Below are 25,082 nucleotides of genomic sequence, written 5' to 3'. Positions count from 1 at the left end.
GGCCGCCTAGGATCGTTGGCGTGCCCGACATCTCGCGATCCGACGTCGCGCACCTCGCGAAGCTCGCTCGGATCGCCCTCGACGACCGCGAGCTCGATGCGATGGCGAGCCAGCTCGAGGTGATTCTGGACGCCGTGAGCCGGGTGCAGGAGGTCGCCGCGGCCGACATCCCGCCGACCTCGCACGCCGTGCCGGTGGTCAACGTGCTCCGCGCCGACCTGCCCGCTCCCTGCCTGACACCGGCCGAGGCGCTGGCTGCGGCGCCCGCGAGCGAGGACGACCGCTTCCGAGTGCCGAGGATCCTGGACGACGAGCAATGACCGACCTCACGCGGATGACCGCCGCCGAGCTCGCCCGGGCGGTCGCGAACCGCGAGGCTTCCGCGCTCGAGGTCACGCAGGCGCACCTCGACCGGATCGCAGACGTCGACGGCGACTACCACGCGTTCCTTCACGTCGACGCCGAAGGAGCGCTGGCGCAGGCACGGGCGGTCGATGCCGGCGAATGCTCCGGGCCGCTCGCCGGGGTGCCGCTCGCCCTCAAGGACATCGTCGTGACCCGCGGGGTCCCGACCACGGCCGGCTCGCGGATCCTCGAGGGCTGGGTCCCGCCGTACGACGCGACGATCGTCGAGCGGATGCGAGCGGCCGGGATCGTCATCCTCGGCAAGACCAATCTCGACGAGTTCGCGATGGGCAGCTCGACCGAGCACTCCGCCTTCGGGCCGTCGCGTAACCCCTGGGACCTCAGCCGGACCCCGGGCGGATCCGGTGGCGGCTCGAGCGCGGCGGTCGCGGGTCATCTGGCGCCGCTCGGCGTCGGCACGGACACCGGCGGCTCGATCCGCCAGCCGGCATCGGTCACCGGCACGGTCGGGGCGAAGCCGACCTACGGCGGGGTCTCGAGGTACGGGCTGGTGGCGTTCAGCTCCTCGCTCGACCAGGCCGGGCCGTGCGCACGGAACGTGCTCGACGCCGCGCTCCTGCACGAGGTCCTGGCCGGCCACGACCCGCGGGACTCGACCTCGATCGATGCGCCGGTCCCTCCGGTCGTCGAGGCCGCGCGGTCCGGCGACATCGCCGGCTTGCGGGTCGGGGTGGTCAGGGAGTTCGCGGGCGAGGGCTACCAGCCGGGGGTCACCGCCCGATTCGGCGAGGCGGTCGACCTGCTGACGAGCCTCGGCGCGAAGGTCGAGGAGGTGTCCTGCCCGCACTTCGACTACGCGCTGCCGGCGTACTACCTGATCGCGCCGGCAGAAGCGTCGAGCAACCTGGCCCGGTACGACGCCATGCGCTACGGCCTCCGGGTCGGCGACGACGGAGAGGCGTCGGCCGAACAGGTCATGTCGGTCACCCGGGCGGCGGGGTTCGGCGCGGAGGTCAAGCGCCGGGTGATCCTCGGCACCTATGCGCTCTCGGCCGGGTACTACGACGCCTACTACGGCCAGGCGCAGAAGGTGCGCACGCTGATCACCCGTGACTTCGAGGCCGCGTTCGGGCAGGTCGACGTCCTGGTGTCGCCCACCACGCCGACCACCGCCTTCACCCTCGGCGAGCGGATCGACGACCCGCTGGCGATGTATCTCGCCGACCTGTGCACGATCCCGTCGAACCTCTACGGCGGCCCGGCCATCTCGGTCCCCTGCGGGTTGTCCGATGACGGCCTTCCGGTCGGCCTGCAGGTCATGGCGCCGGTGCTCGCCGACGACCGGATCTACCGGGTGGCGGCCGCGGTCGAGCGGGCGCTCGGATCCGACCAAATCCTCGACAAGATCACGACTCGGTAGCAAATTTGTCGCGGCCGGGCGTCATCGGCCACAACGTTTGTTGCCGTGATCGCGCGCGTGGGATAAAAGGCACTATGACGCGCCCTCGCCCACGCTCGCTCGCCCGCCCGCTGTTCGTCGCCGTCGTGGTGGCTCTCGTGCTCGCCGCTTGCAGTTCGGGGTCCTCCGGCGGCAAGGGTGGCTCGAGCACCGGCCCGGGCAACACGAGCACGACAGCGGGCGCCTACGGCACCTTGCCGGCCGAGTCGGGTACGCCGACCACGGGCGGGACGATCAGCTACCCGATCATCGCCGGTTCGCAGCCCACCTACATCGGACCGGTCTACCCGGGATCGGCGTGGACGGTCTACAACTACGACTTCGAGATCCTGCTCTACCGGCCGTTGTACTGGGAGAGCGTCGGCAATCGGCCGGTCATGAACTACTCGCTGTCGCTCGCGCCGGCGCCGACGTACTCCGACGGGGACAAGACCGTCACGATCAACCTGTACAAGACCTACAAGTGGAGCAACGGCCAGCCGGTCGACGCTCAGGACATGATCTTCTTCATCGACGAGGTCCGCGCCGCGGTCAAGGAGAACGCGTCGAACTGGGGTCCGTACACCCCCGGCAACTTCCCGGACGACGTCGTGAGCATGTCCGCGCCGAGCAAGTTCACGCTCGTGCTGCACCTGGACCAGGCCTACAACCCGAGCTGGTTCACCGACACGCAGCTGATCAACATCACGCCGATGCCGTCGACGGCCTGGAACGTCGCGCGCCAAGGCGGCCCGCACCTCGACTACAGCAACCCGGCCAACGCCAAGAAGATCTTCGACTACCTCAACGCGGCCGCCAAGAAGCTCTCGACCTATGCCACCAACCCGCTGTGGCAGGACGTGGACGGCCCGTTCAAGCTCACCCAGTTCAACCCGACGACCGACGCGAACACGATGGTTCCGAACCCGAACTACGGGGGTCCGCAGAAGGCCCGGTTCTCCGAGCTGAAGGCGGAGTACTTCGCGTCCTCAACCGCCGAGTTCAACGCGATGCTGGCCGGCAAGCTCACCCAGGGCGACGTCACCGCCGACGAGATCCCGCAGGTGCCGCGGCTGAAGGCGGAAGGTTACAACGTCTACGGCTATCCCGACCTCGGCTTCTCCTACGCGGTCTTCAACTTCGCCGACAAGACCAACCACTGGAACAGCATCATCGCCCAGCTCTACATCCGGCAGGCCCTGGCACATCTGTCGGACCAGACCGCGATCATCCACGGGGCATATAAGGACGCCGCCGCGCCGGCGTACGGTCCCGTCCCCGCGATCCCGGCGACGGCCTACGTGCCGTCGAACGCGTCGACCAATCCTTACCCCTACAGCGTGGCTGACGCGAAGAACCTGCTCGCCTCGCACGGCTGGCACGTGGTGCCGAACGGTACGACGACCTGCCAGAACCCGGGCAGCGGCCCGACCCAGTGCGGTGCCGGAATCCCCATGGGCCAGAACCTCAACTTCACCGACTACTACGTCAATGATCCCGCCGCCGCCGGCCAGGAGACCACGCAGTGGGCCTCGGCCGCCCGCCAGGTCGGGATCAACATCAACCCGGTGGCGAAGACCTTCAACTTCATCGTCGACCAGTACGACGACCCGGTCGCGCCGCAGAACAACAACAAGTGGCAGGTCGAGAACTTCGGCGGCTACACCGAGAACCCGTACCCGACGACCGACACCATCTTCAACAAGGGCAGCGGCAACGAGGGCGAGTACAACAATCCCGAGGCGGACCGGCTGATCAGGGCCTCGAAGTACAGCAGCAACCCGAACGCGGTGCGCGCCGAGGCGGCCTTCATCACCAAGGACCTGCCGGGCATCTTCCTGCCCAACCAGGACCTGATCTTCGCCTGGAAGGGGATCTCGGGCCCGCCGGACTCCTTCTCCAACCTCACCCAGTACGAGTTCTCGCCCGAGTACTGGTACCTCACCAAGTAGCCGGCCTGAACCGAGCCGGGCCGGGCTACGTGATCTATGGCCGGTTCGCCCGCCAGGTAACGAATCTGTAGCATCGGCGCGGCCTAGACCGGATTTTCTTGTGAGTACGTCGGGCGTACGGTAAAACGTCACCAACCGCTAACCGTCGGACATACCTGTCGAACCGGAGTTGTCAGCCATGAAGCGATCGATTCTGCGACGTTGCCAGCTGCCGTTCATCGCGGCCGTGAGCAGCGTGCTCGTGCTCGCCGCGTGCGGCTCGAGCTCATCGGGGGGCAACAAGCCGAGCGGCGGCAGCAGCTCTGGCAACACCAGCACGACGGCAGGGGAGTACGGCAGCCTGCCGAACCAGACCGGCACGCCCAAGCCGGGCGGCACGATCACCTACGGCATCGAGGCCGGCTCGCAGCCGACGTACATCATGCCGATCACGCCGGGCGCGAACTCCTCGGTCTACAACGCCGAGTTCCAGTACCTGCTCTGGCGGCCGCTGTACTGGACCCCGCAGGGCAACCGGCCGATCATCGACCCGACGCTGTCGCTGGCCTCGCTGCCGGTCTACTCCAACGGCAACAAGACGATCACGATCAACATGAAGCAGAACTACAAGTGGTCAGACGGCAAGCCGGTCGACGCGCAGGACGTGCTGTTCTTCCTCAAGGAGCTCGCCGCCGCGGTGCACGAGAACGCCGCGAACTTCGGCAACTACACCAAGGGCAACCTTCCGGACAACATCGCCAGCATGTCCGCGCCGAGCCAGTTCCAGGTGGTCCTGCACCTGACCAAGGCCTACAACCCGAACTGGTACACCGAGACCCAGCTCAACGTGATCTCGCCGCTCCCGTCCACCGTCTGGAACGTGGCATCGGCCGGCGGGAAGCACTTGAACTTCAACAACCCGGCCAACGCCAAGAAGATCTACGACTACCTCAACGCGCAGTCGAAGAAGGTCTCGACCTACGCGAGCAACCCGTTGTGGCAGGACGTCGACGGCCCGTTCAAGCTGACCCAGTTCAACCCGACCACGGATGCCAACACGATGGTTCCGAACGCGACGTACGGCGGTCAGAAGCCGGTCTTCAGCACCCTCAAGGCCGAGTACTTCGCATCATCGACCGCGGAGTTCAACGCGATGCTGGCCGGCAAGCTCAACGAGGGCGAGGTTCCGTCCGACAGCCTGCCGCAGGTTCCGAAGCTGAAGGCTGAGGGCTACAACGTCTACGGCTACCCGGACCTGGGCTTCGACTACATCGTGTTCAACTTCAAGGACCAGACCGACCACTGGGCCAACCTCGTCGGCCAGCTGTACTTCCGGCAGGCGATGGCGCACCTGGAGAACCAGGTGGCGGTCATCCACGGCGCCTACCACGGCGCCGCGGCCCAGGCCTACGGTCCGGTCCCCGCGGTGCCCGCGACGGCATACGTGCCGTCGAACGCGGCCACCAACCCGTACCCGTACAGCACCTCGGCGGCCAGCCAGCTGCTGAGCTCGCACGGCTGGCACGTGGTGCCGAACGGCACGACGACCTGCCAGAACCCGGGCAGCGGGCCCAACCAGTGCGGCGCCGGCATCCCGAAGGGGCAGAAGATCTCGATCACGATCCCCTACACCAACGACCCGCCGGTCGCCGGCCAGGAGACCACCCAGCTCGCCTCGGCGGCCAAGCAGGTCGGGATCAACATCAACCCGGTGGCGAAGACGTTCAACTACATCATCGACAACTACGACGACCCGTCCGCGCCGCAGAACGACAACAAGTGGCAGATGGAGAACTTCGGCGGGTTCAGCATGGACATCTACCCGACCACCGACGAGATCTTCAACACCAAGGGCTCGTTCAACGAGGGCGGCTACAGCAGCCCGCAGGCGGACCAGCTGATCAAGAACTCGGAGTACTCCAGCGACCCGAATGCCGTGCAGAAGGAAGCGCAGTACCTCACCAGCAACCTGCCCGCGATCTTCACCCCGAACGAGGACCGGATCTACGCCTGGAAGGGAGTCTCCGGCCCGCCGGACTCCTTCGCCGACCTGACCCAGTTCGCGTTCACGCCCGAGTTCTGGTTCGTGACCGGCAAGTAGCCAAAACGACGACGGCATCGCAAGATGTCTGACATGCGAGCGGACGGGCCGGTCGCAGGATGATCTCCTACATCCTGCGCCGGTTCGTCAGCGCCGTCATCGTGGTCATCGGGATCATGCTGGTGACGTTCACGATGCTGCACATCATCGCGCCCTCGCCGGCGCGTGCCGTCCTGGGCATCAAGGCCTCGCCGGCCGCGATCGCCGGCTTCAACCACGAGCACGGCTACGACCGCCCGCTGGCCCGCCAGTTCCTCACCTACATGAACCAGACGGTCCACTTCAACTTCGGGTACTCCTACAAGCTCAACCAGTCGGTCACCGACCTGTTCAAGGAGAACGCAGGTCGCTCGGCGCTGCTGTCCGGAGTCTCCGTGTTCCTCGCGGTCCTGATCGCCGTGCCGATGGGTATCTACCAGGCCGTCAAGCGCAACTCGATCTCCGACTACCTCTTGACGAGCGTCAGCTTCACGCTCTACTCGATGCCGATCTTCTTCATCTCGCTGATCCTGATCGACATCTTCGCTCTGCACCTGCACTGGTTCCCGTTCGAGGCGAGCCAGTCGACGACGGTCATCGGCGTCCTCAAACAACCCCGGTCGATGGTCCTGCCGGTCGTATCACTCGTTGCGCTCTCCGTCGCCGGCTACTCGCGATACATGCGCTCCTCGGCGCTGGACAACCTGGCCCAGGACTACATCAAGGTGGCCCGGGCCAAGGGCCTGTCGGAGCGGTCCGTGCTGTTCCGGCACCTGGTCCGCAACTCGAGCCTGCCGATGGTCACCCTGATCGGCCTCTCGATCCCCGACCTGCTGGCCGGCAACCTGATCACGGAGCAGGTGTTCAACTATCCGGGGCTCGGGCTGCTGTTCTTCAACAGTCTCGGCACGGAGGACTACCCGATCCTGCTCGCCTACACGCTGGTCGGCGGCATCCTGGTCGTGCTCGGCAACCTGATCGCCGACATCGCACTTACGTTCACCGACCCACGGATCCGGCTGACATGACCAACCTGATCCCAGGGATGCCGTCGCGCAACCGCGAGCGGCTCGAAGCACTCGAGCCGCTGCTCGGTCCGGCCGACGCCGGCGAGGTCTACGAGCAGGGCAGCGGGTTCAAGATCACCCTGAAAGCGTTCGCGGAGAACCGGCTCGCGCTGGTCGGCATCGGCCTGGTCGTGTTCTTCCTGCTGTTCTCCTTCGTCGGGCCGCACCTCTACCACTCGAACCAGATCTCGGGAAACCTCGGCGCCAACGACCTGCCGCCCGGCAAGGGTCACCCGCTCGGCACCGACGACAACGGCTTCGACGAGCTCGGCCGGATCATGAAGGGCGGCCAGGCCGCTCTGGAGATCGGCCTGCTGACCGCGCTCATCGCGACCGTCATCGGCACGCTGTGGGGCGCGGTCGCCGGTCTGGTCGGGGGCTGGATCGACGGCCTGATGATGCGGATCGTCGACGTCGGCTTGTCGATCCCCACGCTGTTCGTCGTCCTGATCATCTCCGCGCGCTACAGCGCCACGGTGATCAGCCTGTCGATCATCATCGGGGTCAATGCGTGGTTCGTGCCGGCCCGGCTGGTTCGCGGGGAGGTGCTCACGATTCGGGAACGCGACTACGTCGCGGCCGCTCGCGCGATGGGGGCCAGCCAGAGCCGGCAGATCTACCGCCACCTGATTCCAAACTCGCTGTCCGTGGTCATCGTCAACACGACCTTCCAGATCGCGGACGCGATCCTCACTGTTGCCTTCGTCGGCTATCTCGGCTTCGGGCTGCACTTCCCCCAGGTCGACTGGGGCGACCAGCTCTCCAACGGCGTCAACTACCTTGGCGACGGTTACTGGTGGCAGATCTATCCGGTAGGTATCTGTTTGATCCTCACGGTCATGGCGTTCAACTTCATGGGTGACGCGCTGCGCGACGCGGTCGACGTGCGCATGCGGAGGCGCTGACGTGCCCGAACGCGTCCTCGACATCAAGGGCCTGAAGACCCACATCCAGCTCTCCTCGGCGCTGGTTCGCGCCGTGGACGGGATCGATCTGCACCTCGACGCGGGCGAGACCCTAGGCCTGGTCGGCGAGTCCGGCTGCGGCAAGTCGATGACCGGGCTGTCGATCATGCGGCTGCTGCCGCCCGGCGGGAGCATCGTCGAGGGCACTGTCGATTTCGACGGTCGCGACCTCGCGGCGCTGTCGCAGGACGAGATGCGCAACGTGCGTGGCAACGACATCGCGATGGTCTTCCAGGACTCGCTGACCGCGCTCAACCCGACCAAGACGATCGGCTACCAGGTCGCCGAGCCGGCCTGGCTGCATCGGGGGCTGAGCCGCAAGGAAGGCCTCGACCGCGCCGCGCAGGTCCTCGACATGGTCGGCATCCCGCGCCCGCGGGAGCGGCTGGACGACTACCCGCACCAGCTCTCCGGCGGCCTGCGCCAGCGGGTCCTGATCGCGATGTCCCTGGTGTGCGAGCCCAAGGTGCTGATCGCGGACGAGCCGACGACTGCGCTCGACGTGACCATCCAGGCGCAGATCCTGCGGTTGCTGGACCGGCTCAAGGAAGAGCTCGGCATGGCGGTCCTGCTGATCACCCACGACATGGGGGTCGTGGCCGGGCGGGCGGACCGGATCAACGTGATGTACGCCGGCAAGATGATCGAGGCGACCTCGACCCGCAACCTGTTCGAGCACATGCACCACCCGTACACGCAGGCCCTGCTCGGCTCGATCCCGCAGCTCGACCAGGACGCCAACGCCGTACTGTTCTCGATTCCCGGGCTGCCGCCGGATCTCGCCGACCCGCCGGACGGCTGCCGGTTCGCCCCGCGCTGCCATCTTGCGACGGACCGCTGCCGCACCGACGAGCCGTTGCTCCTCGCCGACACGCCGGACCACAAGTACGCCTGCCACCACCCGGTCGACGGGCCGGCCGAGCGGCCGGTCGCCGCGCTGGGTGCGGCACGTGCCTTCACGACCAACGGCGCCGAGCCGCTGCTGCAGATCCGCGAGCTGGTCAAGGAGTTCCCGGTCGGCAACACCCTGCTTCCGGCGAAGTACCGGGAGTCGGTGAAGGCGGTGTCCGGCGTCTCGGTCACGGTCCGGGCCGGCGAGACCTTCGGCTTGGTGGGCGAGTCCGGCTGCGGGAAGACCACGCTCGGCCGGCTGATCGTCGCTCTCGACCGGCCCAACCAGGGCGAGCTGTTGCTCAACGGTGACGACATCTCGAAGATGCGCCGGCGCGGGTTGCGCCGCCGCCGTCGGGACCTGCAGATGATGTTCCAGGACCCGTACGCCTCGCTCGACCCGCGGATGCGGGTCGGCACGATCCTCGCTGAGCCGCTGGTGATCCAGGGCGTCGGGAGCCGCTCGAGCCGGCGCAAGCGGATCGCGGAGATGCTCAACGAGGTCGGCCTGCCGCAGAACGCGGTGGACCGCTTTCCGCACGAGTTCTCCGGCGGCCAGCGGCAGCGGATCGGGCTGGCGCGCGCGTTGATGCTCAACCCCGCCGTGATCGTCGCGGACGAGCCGGTGAGCGCGCTGGACGTCTCGATCCGGTCGCAGGTGCTCAACCTGATGAAGCGCCTGCAGGCCGAGCACAACCTGACCTACGTCGTCATCTCGCACGACCTCGCGGTGGTGAAGTACCTGTCCGACCGGATCGGCGTCATGTACCTCGGGCGGCTGGTCGAGACCGGAAGCGGCGACGACATCTACAACCACCCCGTGCACCCCTACACCGCCGGCTTGCTCACCGCGATCCCGATTCCGGATCCGACGGTGGAGCGGGCGAAGGACGACGTCGGCGTCCGGGGCGAGCTGCCCAGCCCGATCAACCCGCCGTCCGGCTGCCGGTTCCGCACCCGTTGCCCCCGCGCGCAGCAGCGGTGCGCGGACGAGGTGCCCTTGCTGCGACCGTTCGGGCCCGGGCACCTCGCGGCCTGCCACTTCCCGCTCGAGCCGCCGACCGAGGACGCCGCGACCGAGCTGGCTGCCACCGCCTGAGCCGGCCTGCGGAGCGAGTCCGGCTCACAACGCGCGTGCCGCGCGCAGCGCCTCGCGCCGGGCGTCACCCTCGAGCCGGTCGATGAACAGCTCGCCGTCGAGATGCCCGCACTCGTGCTGGAACGCACGGGCGAGCAGGCCGCTGCCTTCGACCCGTAGCGGTCGTCCCACCGCATCCTGACCCTCGACCACCGCTCGCTCCGCCCGGCGGAGGTCGAACCACAGCCCGGGCAGCGACAGGCAGCCCTCCGGTCCGTCCTGCTCGCCGGCCAGCTCGACCAGCCGCGGGTTGACGATGACGCCGGCCCGCCCGTCGACGTACCAGCTGAAGGCACGCAGCCCGACGCCGATCTGGTTGGCCGCCAGCCCCGCCCGCCCGTCCCGTGCGGTGACCGTGTCGAGCAGGTCGGCGCAGAGCGCGGCGATCGCGTCGTCGAAGCCGGTCACCTCGTCGCAGGGGGTGCGAAGGATCGGATCGCCCCACAGCCTGATCGCGCGTTCCGCCATCCCTTGATTCTCGCGGGTTGCGGCGAATCGGGTTTGCGCCCGGCTGCCAGACTGGAGACGTGACCGCGACTCTGGCCGCATACGACGACGTCCTCACCCGCTACGACCCGGTCTTCGGTCTCGAGACCCACGTCGAGCTCGGCACCGTGACCAAGCTGTTCTGCGGGTGCTCCACCGAGTTCGGCGCTCCGCCGAACACGCACGTCTGCCCGGTCTGCCTCGGCCTGCCGGGGTCGCTGCCGGTGACGAACGCTGCCGCGATCGAGTCGACGATCAGGATCGGCCTTGCGTTGCACTGCGACATCGCGTCGTGGTCCCGGTTCGCGCGCAAGAACTACTTCTATCCGGACATGCCGAAGGACTACCAGATCAGCCAGTACGACGAGCCGCTCTGCACCGACGGGTACCTGGACGTGACCGTCGACGGCGAGCCCTACCGGGTCGAGATCGAGCGCGTGCACCTCGAGGAGGACACCGGCAAGACGCTGCACGTCGGCGGTGCCACCGGGCGGATCCACGGTGCGACCCACTCGCTGGTCGACTACAACCGCGCAGGCATCCCGCTGGTCGAGATCGTCACGCGACCGGTCGCCGGCACCGGCGAGCGGGTGGCCGAGGTCGCGCGTGCGTATGTCAGCGAGCTGCGCGACCTGCTGCGCGACCTCGGGGTGTCCGACGTGCGGATGGAGCAGGGCTCGCTGCGGGCGGACGTGAACCTCTCGCTGATGCCCAAGGGGTCGACCGAGCTGGGCACTCGGACGGAGACGAAGAACGTCAACTCGCTGCGCTCGGTCGAGGCGGCCGTTCGCCACGAGGTCGAGCGTCAAGGCGCCCGGCTGGACGCCGGGGAGCGGATCGTGCAGGAGACCCGGCACTTCCACGAGGACAGCGGCACCACGAGCTCGGGGCGCAGCAAGGAAGAGGCCCAGGACTACCGGTACTTCCCGGAGCCGGACCTGGTCCCGCTCGCGCCGCCTCCACAGCAGGTGGAAGCGATCCGGGCGTCGCTTCCGGAGCCGCCCGGCGTGCGGCGGGCCCGCTTCGCCGAGGCGAACGGCTACAGCCCGCTCGACCTCGAGCAGATGACCAACGCCGGCATCCTCGACCTGGTCGGGGCGACGATCGCGGCAGGGGCGTCGCCGACGAAGGCCAAGGGGTGGTGGCTCGGCTACCTCGTCGGTGCGGCCACCGAGCGCGGGGAAGAGGTCGACCGGCTGGCCGTGACCCCCGCCGACGTCGCGCGGCTGTCCGCGATGGAGGACGACGGTACGCTCACCAACAAGCTGGCCCGGCAGGTGGTCGACGCGATGCTCGGCGGTGAGGGCGGCATTGACGCGGTGATCGCGGCGCACGGCTGGCAGGTCGCCGGCGACGACGAGCTGGTCGCCGCGGTTGACGCCGCCATCGCCGGCCAGGCGGATGCCGCGCAGAAGGTGCGGGACGGCAACCTCGGCGCGGTCGGCCCGCTCGTGGGCGCCGTCATGAAGGCCACCGGAGGTACGGCGGATGCGAAGCGAGCCCGTGAGCTCTTGCTCGAACGGCTCGGCGGGTCGGTCTGAGCCGTCGTACGGCGAATCTCCCGCGCCGCATACGCTTCTGGCCGTGGACCGGAAGCCGAGAAGCAGAGATGTCACTGACGGGTACGAGCGCGCGCCGGCGCGGGCCATGCTCCGCGCAGTCGGGCTGACCGACGACGACTGGGACAAGCCGCAGATCGGCGTCGCCTCGTCGTGGAACGAGATCACGCCGTGCAACCTCTCGCTCGACCGGTTGGCGAAGCGCGCGAAGGACGGGATCCGGCAGTCCGGGGGAGTCGCGCTGGAGTTCGGCACGATCTCGGTCTCCGACGGCATCTCGATGGGTCACGAGGGGATGCACGCCTCGCTGGTGTCGCGTGAGGTGATCGCGGACTCGGTGGAGACCGTGATGTTCGCCGAGCGCCTGGACGGGTCGGTGCTGCTGGCCGGCTGCGACAAGTCCCTGCCCGGCATGCTGATGGCCGCCGCGCGCCTCGACCTGGCCTCGGTCTTCCTGTACGCCGGGACCAGCCTGCCGGGGCACATCGGCGACCGCGACCTGACCATCGTCGACGCGTTCGAGGCGGTCGGCGCCTGCGCCCGGGGGCTGATCAGCCAGGACGAGCTCGGTGCCATCGAGCGCAACACCTGTCCGGGAGAAGGTGCATGCGCCGGCATGTTCACGGCGAACACCATGGCCAGTGCGGCCGAGGCGCTGGGCATGTCGATGCCCGGCAGCGCCGCGCCGCCTGCGGTCGACCGGCGTCGCGACGACTACGCGATCCGCTCCGGCGAGGCCGTGATGGCGCTCGTCGATGCCGGCATCACGGCGAGGTCGGTCATGACCCGCGAGGCGTTCGAGAACGCGATCACGGTCGTCATGGCGCTGGGCGGTTCGACCAATGCCGTGCTGCACCTGCTCGCGATCGCGCACGAGGCGCAGGTCGACCTCACCCTTGACGACTTCAACCGGATCGGGGACCGCACCCCGCACCTCGCGGACGTCAAACCGTTCGGGCGCTTCGTGATGAGTGACATCGACCGGGTCGGGGGGATCCCGGTGGTCATGCGGACGCTGCTCGACGCGGGCCTGCTCAACGGCGACTGCCTCACCGTGACCGGCAAGACGGTCGCGGAGAACCTCGCGGACGTGGCGCCGGCAGACCCGGACGGCACCGTGATCCACGCGCTGGCCGACCCGATCCACCAGACCGGTGGCCTGGTGATCCTGCGTGGCTCGCTCGCCCCCGATGGTGCGGTCGTCAAGACGGCCGGGTTCGACACCGCGGTCTTCGAAGGAACCGCTCGCGTCTTCGACACCGAACGCCCGGCCATGGACGCGGTCACCGGCGGTGGGCTGCGGGCCGGCGACGTCGTCGTGATCCGGTACGAAGGCCCACGCGGCGGTCCGGGGATGCGGGAGATGCTGGCGGTCACCGGCGCGATCAAGGGCGCCGGGCTCGGGAAGGACGTCCTGCTGCTCACCGACGGCCGGTTCTCGGGCGGGACCACCGGGCTTTGCGTGGGGCACGTCGCGCCCGAGGCGGCCGATGCCGGGCCGATCGCGCTGGTCCGCGACGGCGACCCGATCCGGCTCGACGTACCGGCTCGCCGGCTCGACCTGCTGGTGGACGAGGCCGAGCTCGAACGCCGCCGCGCCGAGTGGTCCGCGCTGCCGCCGCGGTACCCGACCGGCGTCTTCGGCAAGTACGTCAAGCTGGTCGGCTCGGCGGCTCAGGGCGCGGTGTGCGGATGAGCGCGGGGTTCGGATGAGCGTGGTGTTCGGATGAGCGTGGTGTTCGGATGAGCAAGGTTCACCCCGACGGGATCGAGCCGCGGCTGCGCGCCTGGATCGAGCAGCAGCCGGTGTTCTTCGTCGCGACCGCGCCGCTGGCTGCGGATGGACACATCAACGTCTCGCCGCGGGGCGGGCGTGGCTCGCTCGCCGTGCTCGACCAGCACACGGTGGCCTGGCTCGACCTCACCGGCAGCGGGGCCGAGACGATCGCGCACCTGCGCGAGAACGGCCGGGTGGTCGTCATGCTCTGCGCGTTCGACGGGCCGCCGCAGATCGTCCGGCTGCACGGCAGCGGGAGGGCGGTGCAGCCGGCCGATCCGGAGTGGGAGCAGCTGGCCGCGCGGTTCCCGGCGCGCCGGGGCGCCCGCGCGATCATTGTGGTCGATGTGACCCGCGTGAGTGACTCGTGCGGTTTCGCGGTACCTCGCATGGACTACGTCGAGGACCGCGACCTGCTCGAGCGGTGGGCAGAGCGCAAGGACGACCAGGCGATCGCCGACTACCGGGCGGAGCGGAACGCCGAGAGCATCGACGGGTTGCCCACGCGGTTGGATGCGCGATCTTCACCCGCGCGTCCTTGACACCGGCCGGACCCGTAGTCCACCGTTGTGGCGTGCGGCGAATTCTCGTACTTGTGAGCACGTGATCTGATCCTGGATCACGTGCCGCCCCTCAGCGCTTCGCGCGAGGGGTTTTTTCATGCAGGCACACCGGAAGCAAGGCCCGATGAAGGACCCGATGTAGGAGTGGTGACAGTGGAACGGCTGACCGGCGCGCAGGCGATGGTGCGGGCGCTGGAGGAGCTCGACGCGCGGGTGGTGTTCGGCATCCCCGGCGGCGCGATCCTCCCGGCGTACGACCCGTTGTTCGACTCGACGAAGGTCCGGCACATCCTGGTCCGCCACGAACAGGGCGCGGGGCACGCGGCTACCGGCTATGCGCAGGCCACCGGTCGGGTCGGGGTGTGCATGGCGACCAGCGGTCCTGGCGCGACCAACCTCGTGACGCCGATCGCCGACGCCTACATGGACTCGGTGCCGCTGGTCGCGATCACCGGGCAGGTGCCGTCGGGCGCGATCGGGACGGACGCCTTCCAGGAGGCCGACATCTGCGGCATCACGATGCCGATCACCAAGCACAACTTCCTCGTCCAGAACGCCGAGGACATCCCGCGGACCCTCGCGGAGGCGTTTCACATCGCCGCGACCGGGCGGCCCGGACCGGTGCTGGTCGACATCGCGAAGGATGCGCTGCAGGCGGAGACGACCTTCACCTGGCCGGTGGAGATGCACCTGCCCGGCTACCGGCCGGCCGCCAAGCCGCACGGCAAGCAGGTCCGCGAGGCGGCCCGGCTGATCGTGGACGCCGAGCGACCGGTGCTCTACGTCGGCGGCGGTGTGCTCAAGGCACACGCGACCGAGGAGCTACGCGTGCTCGCCGAGCTGACCGGCGTCCCGGTCGTCACGACGCTCATGGCGCGCGGTGCGTTCCCGGACTCCCATCCGCAGCACTTGGGCATGCCCGGGATGCACGGCTCGGTGTCGGCGGTGACGGCGCTGCAGCGATCCGACCTGCTGGTCACGCTGGGTGCACGGTTCGACGACCGAGTGACCGGCAAGCTGTCGAGCTTCGCGCCGGAAGCGACGGTGATCCACGCGGACATCGACCCGGCGGAGATCTCGAAAAACCGTACGGCGGACGTGCCGATCGTCGGCGACGTGCGTGAGGTGATCGCTGATCTGATCATCGCGATCCAGGCGGAGCACGCGGACGGTCGCAAGGGCGACTTCACCGCCTGGTGGAAGCAGTGCAACGCCTGGCGGCGGACCTACCCGCTCGGATACGACCACCCGGACGACGGAACCATGGCGCCGCAGTACGTGATCGAGCGGCTGGGCAAGGTCTGCGGGCCGTCGACGGTCATCGTCGCCGGGGTCGGCCAGCACCAGATGTGGGCGTCGCAGTTCGTGTCGTACGAGCAGCCGCACACCTGGATCAACTCCGGCGGGCTCGGAACCATGGGTTTCGCCGTACCGGCGGCGATGGGCGCGAAGGTCGGGCGGCCGGAGGCGCTGGTCTGGGCGATCGACGGCGACGGCTGCTTCCAGATGACCAACCAGGAGCTCACCACCTGCGCGGTCGAGGGCATCCCGATCAAGATCGCGATCATCAACAACGGGGCGCTCGGCATGGTGCGGCAGTGGCAGACCCTGTTCTACGACGGTCGGTACTCCCACACCGATCTTGCGAAGGGCGCTCGCTACATTCCCGACTTCGTGATGCTCGCGGAGGCGATGGGCTGCGTCGGCCTTCGCTGCGAGAACGCCGACGACGTCGACGCGACGATCGAGAAGGCGATGGCGATCAACGATGCACCGGTGGTCGTCGACTTCGTGGTCGGCAAGGACGCGATGGTCTGGCCGATGGTGGCTGCGGGCACCTCGAACGACGACATCAAGATCGCGCGCGAGACCGCGCCGGACTTCGAGTACGAGATGGGTGAGGTCAGCTCCGATGAGTAGGCACACGCTGTCGGTGCTGGTCGAGAACAAGCCCGGCGTGCTTGCCCGGGTGGCCTCGCTGTTCTCCCGGCGCGGGTTCAACATCGACTCGCTCGCGGTCGGTCCCACCGAGCATCCCGACGTGTCGCGCATGACGATCGCGGTCAACGTCGAGGATCTCCCGCTCGAGCAGGTGACCAAGCAGCTGAACAAGCTGGTCAACGTGCTGAAGGTGGTCGAGCTCGACACCGACGCGTCGGTCCAGCGCGAGCTGCTGCTGGTGAAGGTGAAGGCCGACCTCACCAGCCGGTCGCAGGTCCTCGAGGTGGTCCAGCTGTTCCGTGCCAAGGTCGTCGACGTCGCGGCGGATGCCGTGACGATCGAGGCCACCGGCACCGTGGACAAGCTGGAGGCCTTCATCCGGGTGCTCGAGCCGTTCGGCATCCGCGAGCTCGTCCAGTCCGGGATGGTCGCGGTCGGCCGCGGCGCCCGCAGCATCACCGACCGATCGCTCCGCTCCGTGGAAAGGACAGCCTGAGCACCATGGCACCCGAGATCTACTACGACGACGACGCCGACCTCGCGCTCGTCCAAGCCCGCAAGGTCGCCGTGCTCGGCTACGGCTCGCAGGGGCACGCGCACGCGTTGAACCTGCGCGAGTCCGGCGTCGACGTACGCGTCGGCCTGCCGGAGGCCTCCAAGAGCCGGGCCGCGGCCGAGGCGGAAGGGCTGCGGGTCGTGGCACCGGCCGAGGCCTGCGCCGAGGCGGACCTGATCATGGTGCTCGCCCCGGACACGGTGCAGCGACACCTGTACGCCGAGGCGGTCGAGCCGAACCTCAGCGAGGGTGACGCGCTGTTCTTCGGCCACGGGTTCAACATCCGGTTCGGCTACGTCGCGCCGCCGTCGACGGTCGACGTGTGCATGGTCGCGCCGAAGGGTCCCGGGCATCTGGTCCGCCGGCAGTTCCAGGAAGGGCGCGGCGTGCCGTGCCTGGTAGCGGTGGAGCAGGACGCGAGCGGGCAGGCGCTGCCGCTGTCGTTGGCTTACTCCAAGGGCATCGGCGGGACGCGCGCAGGGACGCTGAAGACGACGTTCACCGAAGAGACCGAGACCGACCTGTTCGGCGAGCAGGCGGTGCTCTGCGGCGGCATCTCGGCGCTCGTCCAGGCCGGCTTCGAGACGCTGACCGAGGCCGGGTACCAACCGGAGGCGGCGTACTTCGAGTGCCTGCACGAGCTGAAGCTGATCGTGGACCTGATGTACGAGGGCGGCATCTCGAAGATGCGCTGGTCGATCTCCGACACGGCGGAGTACGGCGACTACACCCGCGGACCGCGCGTGGTGAACGCCGCGACCAAGCAGGAGATGAAGCGGATCCTCGCCGAGATCCAGGACGGCAGCTTCGCCCGGGAGTGGATCGCGGAGGACGACGCCGGCCGCCCGCAGTTCGACAAGTACCGGGCGGAGGGTGCGGCCCATCCGATCGAGGAGGTCGGCGGCCGGCTGCGCGGGTTGATGTCCTGGATCAAGTCCGACTGAGCGCTCAGTAGGGTGGGCGGCGTGCCGAAGCCGGTGGTCATCGTCGCCGAGGAGCTGGCGCCGGCGGCGTTGGCGGTGCTCGCCGAGGACGGCGAGGTCCGTCAGGTCGATGGCACCGACCGGGCAGCTTTGCTCGCCGCCCTCGCCGGTGCGGACGCGTTGATCGTCCGCAGCGCGACGCAGGTCGACGCGGAGGCGCTTGCTGCGGGTGATCGGCTGAAGGTGGTCGCTCGTGCGGGCATCGGGCTGGACAACGTCGACGTCGAGGCCGCCACCGCACGCGGCGTGCTCGTCGTCAACGCTCCGGTGTCGAACATCGTCTCTGCGGCGGAGCATGCCATCGCGTTGCTGCTCTCCGCCGCCCGCAAGATTCCGGCCGCGAACGCGAGCTTGAAGTCAGGTGAGTGGAAGCGCAGCGCCTTCACCGGTGTCGAGGTCGCGGAGAAGACTGTCGGCGTCGTCGGTCTCGGGCGGATCGGCGTACTGTTTGCGCAGCGGATGGCCGGCTTCGGCGTGCGGCTGCTGGCGTACGACCCGTATGTCCCCGCGGCCCGCGCGGCGCAGGTCGGGGTTCAGCTCGTCTCGCTCGACCAGCTGCTGCGAGAAAGCGACTTCATCTCGATCCACCTGCCCAAGACGGCGGAGACGCGCGGGCTGATCGGGGAGCGCGAGCTCGCCCTCGTGAAGCCGGGCGCGATCCTCGTCAACGCCGCCCGTGGCGGGCTGGTCGACGAGCACGCGTTGGCGCAGGCGCTCAAAGCGGGCCGGATCGGAGGCGTCGCGGTCGACGTGTTCGTGAGCGAGCCGTGCACGGACTCGCCGCTGTTCGCGCACGCGAACGCGGTTGTCACGCCGCACCTCGGAGCCTCGACGAACGAGGCGCAGGACAAGGCGGGCCTGGCCGTGGCGCGATCGGTGAAGCTCGCGCTCGCGGGTGAGTTCGTGCCGGATGCGGTCAACGTGCAGGCGGGGGGCGTCGTCGCGGAGGAGATCCGACCGAGCCTGCCGCTGGTCGAGCGGTTGGGCCGGCTGTTCACCGCGCTGGCCGGCGGCGTACCGGCGAACCTCACGGTGGACATCAAGGGCGAGGTGGCGGCGTACGACGTCAAGGTGCTGCAGCTCGCGGCGCTGCGCGGGGTGTTCACCGACGTCGTCGAGGAGCAGGTGACGTACGTCAACGCGCCCTTGCTCGCGGCCGAGCGCGGGATCGAGGTCGGGCTGGCCGCGACGGAGAACAGCCCCGACTACCGCAACGTGCTGACCGTGCGCGGCGCGATGGCGGACGGGCGCGTCGTCTCGGTCGGTGGCAACCTCACCGGTCCGCGGCTGATCCAGAAGCTGGTCGAGGTCAACGGCTTCGACATCGAGGTCGCGCTCAACGAGCACATGGTCTTCGTCACCTATGTCGACCGGCCGGGCATCGTCGGCATCGTCGGCCAGTTGCTCGGCCAAGCGCGCGTCAACATCGCCGGCATGCAGGTTTCGCGTACCGCCGAGGGCGGCGAGGCGCTGATGGTGATGACGGTCGACTCGGTCATCCCGCCGGACATCCTCGGGGAGATCGCCTCCGCTGTGGGCGCGTCGGAGATCCGCGCGGCGTACCTGCCCGAGGAGTAGGCGTGGCGGAGGCGTCGGTCGTCCACCTCGAGGCGCGGGACGGCACCCGGCTGGGGATGCACGTGTTCGGTTCGGGTCCGCCCGTGGTGTGCGTGCCCGGCGGGCCGGGCCGTGCGTCGGAGTACCTCGAGGAGCTGGCCGGGTTGTCCGCCGACTTCACGTTGCTGCGGTTCGACCTGCGCGGCACCGGCGTGTCCGAGCTGCCGGATGATCGGGAGTCGCTGCAGTTCCCTCGACTCGCGGACGACATCGAGGACATCCGCATCGCGCGCGGCCTCGACACGATCGATCTGCTCGCGCACTCGGCCGGCTGTTTCGTCGCGCTGGTGTACGCGGCGCGCTATCCGAACCGCTTGTCGCGGATGGTGCTCGTGACGCCTTCGGCGCGCGGCTTCGGGGACGTGACGGACGACATCGAGCGGATCAGGGCGAGCCGAAGTGAGGAGCCGTGGTACGCCGAGGTCGCTGCTCTCGACGCGGAGTTGCACCACCTGCCCCCGCGTCGCCGGGCCGGTGGCGGGATGGACCGGGGACTGCGACCATTCGGCTACGCCCGCTGGGACGAGCGCTCGCGGGCGCACGCCGCGTCGACCGATGGGCAGATGTCGCTGCGCGCGATGGCCGCGTTCGCCTCGGAGTCCTTCCGAGCAGAGGGTCAGAGCTTTCTCGACGCGCTGCGGGCGGTGACCGCTCCGGTGCTCGTCATCGTGGGCGACCTCGACGGCATGACCGGAGTCAAGGCCGGCCACATCGTCGCCGGCTGCCTGCCGCATGCAAGCGTCGCCGAACTCCCAGGAGCGGCGCACTACCCCTGGGTCGACACCCCCGAACAGTTCCGCGAAACGGTGGCGGGGTTCCTTCGCTGATCGCGGAGCGAAGCGGGCGTGGACGGCGATGAGTGCACTACGGTGCAAGCCGGCACCGTGCCGAGGAATGGGGAACCCGATGGCCACGAACAAGGACCTGATCGAAGCCGCGTATGCGAGCTTTGCGCGGGGGGACATACCCGCCGCGCTTGGCGCGATGGCCGAGGACATCCAGTGGACGGAGGCGGATGGTTTCCCGCTCGCAGGCACGTACGTCGGCCCGCAGGCCGTGCTGGAAGGGGTCTTCATGCGACTCGTCGAAGTAGGCGACGAGTTCGCCGTGGTGCCCGAGCAGTTCGTCGCGGATGGCGACACCGTTGTCGTGCTCGGGAACTACACCTGGAAGCGCAAGAGCTCCGGGGAGCCCGCGGCGGTGAAGATGGCTCACGTGTGGACCGTCGAGGACGGCAAGGCGAAGGCCTTCCAGCAGCACGTCGACACCGTCAGGGTTCGCGAGCTCAACTGATCTTGCGCTGCTCGGCTCGTCGGGTTCGGGTCAGGACACGATGCCGCTGGGTGGGCGCCTAGACCGCCGCGAGTGCTTCCGCGAAAGCGCTGCTGGTGTGGCTGGGTTGGTTCAGGGCGTGCAGAGCGTCGCGGGGACGATCGCGTCCGTTTGGGCGGGTCGCTCACCTGCGGCCAGCAGCACCAGCAACAGACAGGGACCTCGTGGACCGTCAAAGAGGTTCCACCGCGTACAGCCAACCGTGAGTTTCACGGGTTGTGCAGGCTGGAGCCTTCACGATCCGGCGAGCGCCGGGAGCGGCGGCGGCTCAGGTGGATCACTCGAATGGCCGATACCCGGTAGGTGACGGACGTTGCGGCGGCGCCCGCCGGTGCCCTCCCGGCGGGGGATGGGCCGGAGTGGGTGTGCGTCGGTTGCCGCGCGCGCGTGCCGATGTCCGCGGATACCTGCACGTCGTGCGGGCGGGCCTTCGGCGAGGGCTTGGCCCTGTCGCCTGCTCGTGCCCGCGCGGCGTCGACCCCGCGCGACTGGGGTCGATGGGCGCTCGTGCTCCGAGACTTCGTCGTCCTCAACGTGCTGTTCGTCGTCTGGCGGATCGTCGGTCACGTCTCGGTGTTCCACGAGGCCGGTGCGTTCGGGCGCGGGCGCTGGATCTGGAACCTCGAGCGGACCTTGCACCTGCCGAGCGAGGCGGCGTTGCAGCGCCAGATCCTGCCGCACGTCACGCTGTCGAGAATCTGCAACGGCTACTACGAGTACGCCCACGCCGGCTTGCTCGCCGCAACATTGATCTGGCTGCTCTGGCGGCACCGCGATGCCTACCCGCGCTGGCGCAACCTGGTGGTTGCGTTCACGGGAATCTCGTTGCTCATCGGCCTGCTCCCGGTCGCGCCGCCCCGGCTGATCCCGAGCTTCGGGATGGTGGATCTCGCCGACCGCTATCACCAGTCGGTCTACTCGGCGCTCGGCAAGGGGATCACCGACCAGCTCTCCTCGATTCCCTCGGTGCACATCGGCTGGGCGGTCATCGTGGCGGCGGCGATCATCTCGGTCAGCCGGAGCCGCTGGCGCTGGCTCGCCGTCCTGCATCCGGTCATTACGGCGTACGTCGTGGTGGTCACCGCCAACCACTACTGGCTCGACGGTGTCGTCGCGCTCGCCCTGCTCGGGGCGATCGTTTTCGTCCGTGCGCGGTGGAACGCCCGGCTGGTACCCTCACCGCAATGACATCGCTGCTCCTGCTTAGCCGCCCGTAGCGGGGCCTTTCGACCGGCCCCCCGCTGCGGGGTTCGGCTGTGTCATCACCAGCTCGCCGGTTTGCCGTTCGTTCTCGACGACGACTCTGGAGCAAACCTCATGACAGGCATGGCGAAGGCTTCCCGTTACACCGCGTTCCCTCCGATCGATCTCCCTGACCGCACCTGGCCGAACCGCGTGATCACCGGCCCTCCACAGTGGTGCAGCGTCGACCTACGGGACGGCAACCAGGCGCTCATCGACCCGATGGACGGCGAGCGGAAGCGCCGGATGTTCGACCTGCTGGTCGGCCTCGGCTACCGCGAGATCGAGGTCGGCTTCCCGGCCGCGAGCCAGACCGACTTCGACTTCATCCGCACCCTGGTCGAGGACGACCTCGTGCCCGAGGACGTCACCATCCAGGTGCTCACCCAGGCCCGCGACGAGCTGATCGAGCGCACCTGCGAGTCACTCGTCGGCTTCCGCGGCACCACGCTCATCCACCTCTACAACTCGACGTCTACTTTGCAGCGTCGTGTCGTCTTCGGGCTGGACAAGGCGGGCATCAAGGACATCGCCGTACGCGGCGCGCAGAGCTGCCAGAAGTACGCCGAGTCGCTGCTCCAGTCCGCGAACGTGCGCTGGCAGTACTCGCCGGAGTCGTTCACGGGCACCGAGCTCGACTATGCGGTCGAGGTCTGCGAGGCGGTCATGGATGTGTGGGAGCCCACCGCCGAGCGGCCGGTCGTGCTGAACCTGCCGGCCACCGTCGAGATGGCGACCCCGAACGTGTATGCGGACTCGATCGAGTGGTTCGGCCGCAACGTGACCCGCCGCGACGCGGTCATCCTCAGCCTGCACCCGCACAACGACCGCGGCACCGCGGTCGCCGCGGCCGAGCTCGGCGTGCAGGCCGGCGCCGACCGGGTCGAGGGCTGCCTGTTCGGCAACGGCGAGCGGACCGGCAACGTGTGCCTGGTGACGCTGGGGCTGAACCTGTTCAGCCAGGGCATGGACCCGGGCATCGACTTCAGCGACATCGACGAGATCCGCCGGACCGTCGAGTACTGCAACCAGCTGCCGGTGCACCCACGCCACCCGTACGGCGGCGACCTCGTCTACACGGCGTTCTCGGGCTCGCATCAGGACGCCATCAAGAAGGGCTTCGAGGCGCTCGAGCGCGACGCGGCCGCGGCCGGCGTACCGGTCGAGGACTATCCGTGGGGCGTGCCGTACCTGCCGATCGACCCGCTCGACGTCGGGCGCAGCTACGAGGCCGTGATCCGCGTCAACTCGCAGTCCGGCAAGGGCGGGGTCGCATACGTGCTCAAGCACGACTACCACCTCGACGTGCCGCGGCGGATGCAGATCGAGTTCTCCCGAATCGTGCAGGCGGTCGCCGACGCCGACGGCGGCGAGATCGCGCCGGCGCGGATCTGGGAGCTCTACCGGGAGCACTATCTCGACCGGACCGCGCCGCTACAGCTGCTCGGCTACTCGATCGAGAGCGGCGAGGCCGACCGGATCCGCGCCAAGGTCACGGTCGACGGCGTCGAGCACGAGATCGAGGGTGCGGGCAACGGTCCGATCGCTGCGCTGGTGCACGCTCTCGCCGAGGTCGACATCGACGCGCGCGTGCTCGACTACCACGAGCACGCGACCGGCGCCGGCGAGGAGGCGCAGGCCGCGGCGTACCTCGAGGTCGCCGTCGGCGGCTCGGTGTTATGGGGCTGCGGGGTCTCGCCGAGCATCACCACCGCGTCGCTCTACGCGCTGGTGAGTGCGATCAACCGGTCGTAACCGCGGGCATCGGCTCGGCCTCCGCGTCGCGTGGTCGGCTCCGCCGCCGGAGCGAACCGCGGCCAGTGGCGAGCACCGAGCCGATCAGCACGAGCGGGAAGCCGACGATCATCCCTGCGGTGAGGTGCTCGCCGAGGATGGTGACGCCGAGCAGGATCGCGACCGCCGGGTTGACGTAGGTGATGACGGTCGCCCGCACCGGACCGACCTCGGCGATCAGTGCGAAGAACAACAGGAACGCCAACGCGGTGCAGATGACCGCGAGGGTGAGGACGGAGGCGATCGACTTGCTGCCGACATTCGTCGGGTGGCTGGTCAGCGCGAACGGCGCATAGACGAGCGCGGTGACGACGAGCGACACCGAGACCACTGCCATGCTCGGAAGCTCGGAAAGCCGCCGGGACAGGATCAATGGCCCGACCGCATAGCCGACCGCGACGAAGAACACCTCGAGCACCGCAACCATGTCGATGTGGCCGACCTGCAGGCCGACCAGAGCGGCCACGCCGAGGACGCCGATGATGAGGCCGGCCAGTCGCCGGCCGCCGACCGCTTCCGCGCCGCCGACGATCCGCCCGAGCACGACGCCCACGAGCGGTACGGCGGCGACCAGCAACCCGGCGAGCGAGCTGGTCAGGTGCTGCTCGGCGCTGGTCAGCAGGTACCACGGCATCGTCAGCTCGAAGCCGGTATAGGCGAGCAGCCACAACCAGTGACCGCGCAATGAGCGCAGCTGGCCGCGCCAGACCGCGATCGGGGTGAGCAGCAGCGCGCCGATCGCGGTGCGCCCGAAGACGACCGCAGCCGGGTCGAAGTCGCGGACCGCGACTCGGATCAGCAGGTAGGGGATGCCCCAGATGACGCACATCGCGCCGAAGAGCACCGCAGCTCGCCGTGACACGCTCTCGAAACTAATCCGCCCGGCCGACATGTTCCCGCGGGAATCGGACCTCGCGTGCGGCCACACGCATGGCCCATAGGTGCCGCGCCGCGCCACACGCATGGCCCATAGGGGTTGCCAGGGCGACACGCATGGCCCATAGGTGCCGCACAGCGCCACACGTATGGCCCATGGGGGTTTCCTGGGCGCGACGCATGGCCCATGGGTGTCGGGCCGCGCCACACGCATGGCCCATAGGGGTTGCCAGGGCGACACGCATGGCCCATAGGTGTCGCGCCGCGCCACACGCATGGCCCATAGGGGTTGCCAGGGCGCCACGCATGGCCCATAGGTGTCGCGCAGCGGCACACGTATGGCCCCTGGGGGTTTCCTGGGCGACACGCATGGCCCATGGGGATTGCGCAGGGCGACACGCATGGCCCAGAGGGGTTGCCAGGGCGACACGTATGGCCCATAAGGGTTGCTTGGGCGACACGCATGGCCCATAGGTGTCG

At 68.8% G+C, this 25,082-nt stretch carries 20 protein-coding genes; 18 read left to right on the top strand and 2 right to left on the bottom strand.

The features are described 5' to 3' along the window. Positions 1–20: 20 nt before the first annotated feature. The 7 genes from gatC to VME70_04405 all read left to right on the top strand — a co-directional run bounded on the left by gatC (position 21) and on the right by VME70_04405 (position 9,837). Positions 21–320 carry an Asp-tRNA(Asn)/Glu-tRNA(Gln) amidotransferase subunit GatC gene (gene gatC / locus VME70_04435; protein HTW19445.1) on the top strand — a complete coding sequence of 100 codons (300 nt, stop codon included), beginning with the start codon at positions 21–23 and terminating at the stop codon, positions 318–320. After that, positions 317–1,786 (top strand): Asp-tRNA(Asn)/Glu-tRNA(Gln) amidotransferase subunit GatA, encoded by a 1,470-nt coding sequence (gatA, locus tag VME70_04430; GenBank protein ID HTW19444.1) that lies wholly within the window; start codon positions 317–319, stop codon positions 1,784–1,786. The genes gatC and gatA overlap by 4 nt, the downstream gene beginning before the upstream one ends. A 74-nt stretch (positions 1,787–1,860) precedes the next feature. After that, positions 1,861–3,756: an ABC transporter substrate-binding protein gene (locus VME70_04425; GenBank protein HTW19443.1), complete on the top strand. Its 1,896-nt coding sequence runs from the start codon at positions 1,861–1,863 to the stop codon at positions 3,754–3,756. 178 nt (positions 3,757–3,934) lie between these two features. Next, the gene (locus VME70_04420) at positions 3,935–5,836 is read left to right on the top strand and encodes an ABC transporter substrate-binding protein (GenBank protein HTW19442.1); all 1,902 of its coding nucleotides are present in this window, start codon (positions 3,935–3,937) and stop codon (positions 5,834–5,836) included. A 59-nt stretch (positions 5,837–5,895) separates the two neighbouring features. Then, entirely contained in the window at positions 5,896–6,843 is a 948-nt protein-coding gene (locus VME70_04415; protein ID HTW19441.1) for an ABC transporter permease, read from the top strand. Further along, on the top strand, positions 6,840–7,787 hold the full coding sequence (locus VME70_04410; protein ID HTW19440.1) for an ABC transporter permease: 948 nt from the start codon (positions 6,840–6,842) through the stop codon (positions 7,785–7,787). Before VME70_04415 ends, VME70_04410 begins: the two co-directional genes overlap by 4 nt. A 1-nt stretch (position 7,788) precedes the next feature. Continuing rightward, a complete protein-coding gene (locus VME70_04405) occupies positions 7,789–9,837 on the top strand; it encodes an ABC transporter ATP-binding protein (GenBank protein HTW19439.1) in 2,049 nt (682 codons plus the stop codon). 24 nt (positions 9,838–9,861) lie between these two features. On the opposite strand, the gene def is transcribed toward VME70_04405, so the two are convergent. Beyond that, complete coding sequence (def, locus tag VME70_04400; protein HTW19438.1) at positions 9,862–10,344, bottom strand: peptide deformylase; 483 nt, start codon at positions 10,342–10,344, stop codon at positions 9,862–9,864. Between the two features lie 59 nt (positions 10,345–10,403). Between def and gatB the strand changes: the two genes are divergently transcribed. The 11 genes from gatB (at position 10,404) to leuA (ending at position 23,687) form a co-directional block, all read left to right on the top strand. Then, complete coding sequence (gene gatB / locus VME70_04395; GenBank protein HTW19437.1) at positions 10,404–11,903, top strand: Asp-tRNA(Asn)/Glu-tRNA(Gln) amidotransferase subunit GatB; 1,500 nt, start codon at positions 10,404–10,406, stop codon at positions 11,901–11,903. A 37-nt stretch (positions 11,904–11,940) separates the two neighbouring features. Beyond that, a complete protein-coding gene (gene ilvD / locus VME70_04390; GenBank protein ID HTW19436.1) occupies positions 11,941–13,617 on the top strand; it encodes a dihydroxy-acid dehydratase in 1,677 nt (558 codons plus the stop codon). 47 nt (positions 13,618–13,664) lie between these two features. Next, positions 13,665–14,240 carry a pyridoxamine 5'-phosphate oxidase family protein gene (locus VME70_04385; protein ID HTW19435.1) on the top strand — a complete coding sequence of 192 codons (576 nt, stop codon included), beginning with the start codon at positions 13,665–13,667 and terminating at the stop codon, positions 14,238–14,240. Between the two features lie 66 nt (positions 14,241–14,306). After that, a complete protein-coding gene (locus tag VME70_04380; protein ID HTW19434.1) occupies positions 14,307–16,181 on the top strand; it encodes an acetolactate synthase large subunit in 1,875 nt (624 codons plus the stop codon). Continuing rightward, positions 16,174–16,698, top strand: a complete 525-nt coding sequence (ilvN, locus tag VME70_04375; GenBank protein HTW19433.1) for an acetolactate synthase small subunit — start codon at positions 16,174–16,176, stop codon at positions 16,696–16,698. Before VME70_04380 ends, ilvN begins: the two co-directional genes overlap by 8 nt. 5 nt (positions 16,699–16,703) lie before the next feature. Further along, positions 16,704–17,702: a ketol-acid reductoisomerase gene (gene ilvC / locus VME70_04370; protein ID HTW19432.1), complete on the top strand. Its 999-nt coding sequence runs from the start codon at positions 16,704–16,706 to the stop codon at positions 17,700–17,702. A 21-nt stretch (positions 17,703–17,723) separates the two neighbouring features. Further along, positions 17,724–19,319, top strand: coding sequence for a phosphoglycerate dehydrogenase (gene serA / locus VME70_04365; protein ID HTW19431.1), 1,596 nt, complete (start codon positions 17,724–17,726; stop codon positions 19,317–19,319). A 2-nt stretch (positions 19,320–19,321) separates the two neighbouring features. Next, on the top strand, positions 19,322–20,185 hold the full coding sequence (locus VME70_04360; protein HTW19430.1) for an alpha/beta hydrolase: 864 nt from the start codon (positions 19,322–19,324) through the stop codon (positions 20,183–20,185). A 79-nt stretch (positions 20,186–20,264) separates the two neighbouring features. Beyond that, positions 20,265–20,651 (top strand): nuclear transport factor 2 family protein, encoded by a 387-nt coding sequence (locus VME70_04355; protein HTW19429.1) that lies wholly within the window; start codon positions 20,265–20,267, stop codon positions 20,649–20,651. Positions 20,652–20,993: 342 nt separating this feature from the next. Further along, complete coding sequence (locus VME70_04350) at positions 20,994–21,878, top strand: phosphatase PAP2 family protein (protein HTW19428.1); 885 nt, start codon at positions 20,994–20,996, stop codon at positions 21,876–21,878. A 138-nt stretch (positions 21,879–22,016) separates the two neighbouring features. Further along, positions 22,017–23,687 (top strand): 2-isopropylmalate synthase, encoded by a 1,671-nt coding sequence (leuA, locus tag VME70_04345; GenBank protein HTW19427.1) that lies wholly within the window; start codon positions 22,017–22,019, stop codon positions 23,685–23,687. On the opposite strand, the gene VME70_04340 is transcribed toward leuA, so the two are convergent. Then, complete coding sequence (locus tag VME70_04340) at positions 23,674–24,588, bottom strand: DMT family transporter (protein HTW19426.1); 915 nt, start codon at positions 24,586–24,588, stop codon at positions 23,674–23,676. The genes leuA and VME70_04340 overlap by 14 nt on opposite strands. Between the last annotated feature and the right edge of the window lie 494 nt (positions 24,589–25,082).

It is taken from the genome of Mycobacteriales bacterium, from assembly GCA_035504215.1.
Classification (GTDB): domain Bacteria; phylum Actinomycetota; class Actinomycetes; order JAFAQI01; family JAFAQI01; genus DATAUK01.
Note: the sequence above shows the minus strand (reverse complement) of the source record. Positions and strands in the feature narration are given on the sequence as shown.

Coding starts and splice junctions, on each gene's coding strand:
- gatA (HTW19444.1), top strand. CDS start 317: ATGACCGACCTCACGCGGATGACCGCCGCCGAGCTCGCCCGGGCGGTC.
- VME70_04425 (HTW19443.1), top strand. CDS start 1,861: ATGACGCGCCCTCGCCCACGCTCGCTCGCCCGCCCGCTGTTCGTCGCC.
- VME70_04420 (HTW19442.1), top strand. CDS start 3,935: ATGAAGCGATCGATTCTGCGACGTTGCCAGCTGCCGTTCATCGCGGCC.
- VME70_04415 (HTW19441.1), top strand. CDS start 5,896: ATGATCTCCTACATCCTGCGCCGGTTCGTCAGCGCCGTCATCGTGGTC.
- VME70_04410 (HTW19440.1), top strand. CDS start 6,840: ATGACCAACCTGATCCCAGGGATGCCGTCGCGCAACCGCGAGCGGCTC.
- def (HTW19438.1), bottom strand. CDS start 10,344: ATGGCGGAACGCGCGATCAGGCTGTGGGGCGATCCGATCCTTCGCACC.
- VME70_04385 (HTW19435.1), top strand. CDS start 13,665: ATGAGCAAGGTTCACCCCGACGGGATCGAGCCGCGGCTGCGCGCCTGG.
- ilvN (HTW19433.1), top strand. CDS start 16,174: ATGAGTAGGCACACGCTGTCGGTGCTGGTCGAGAACAAGCCCGGCGTG.
- ilvC (HTW19432.1), top strand. CDS start 16,704: ATGGCACCCGAGATCTACTACGACGACGACGCCGACCTCGCGCTCGTC.
- VME70_04355 (HTW19429.1), top strand. CDS start 20,265: ATGGCCACGAACAAGGACCTGATCGAAGCCGCGTATGCGAGCTTTGCG.
- leuA (HTW19427.1), top strand. CDS start 22,017: ATGGCGAAGGCTTCCCGTTACACCGCGTTCCCTCCGATCGATCTCCCT.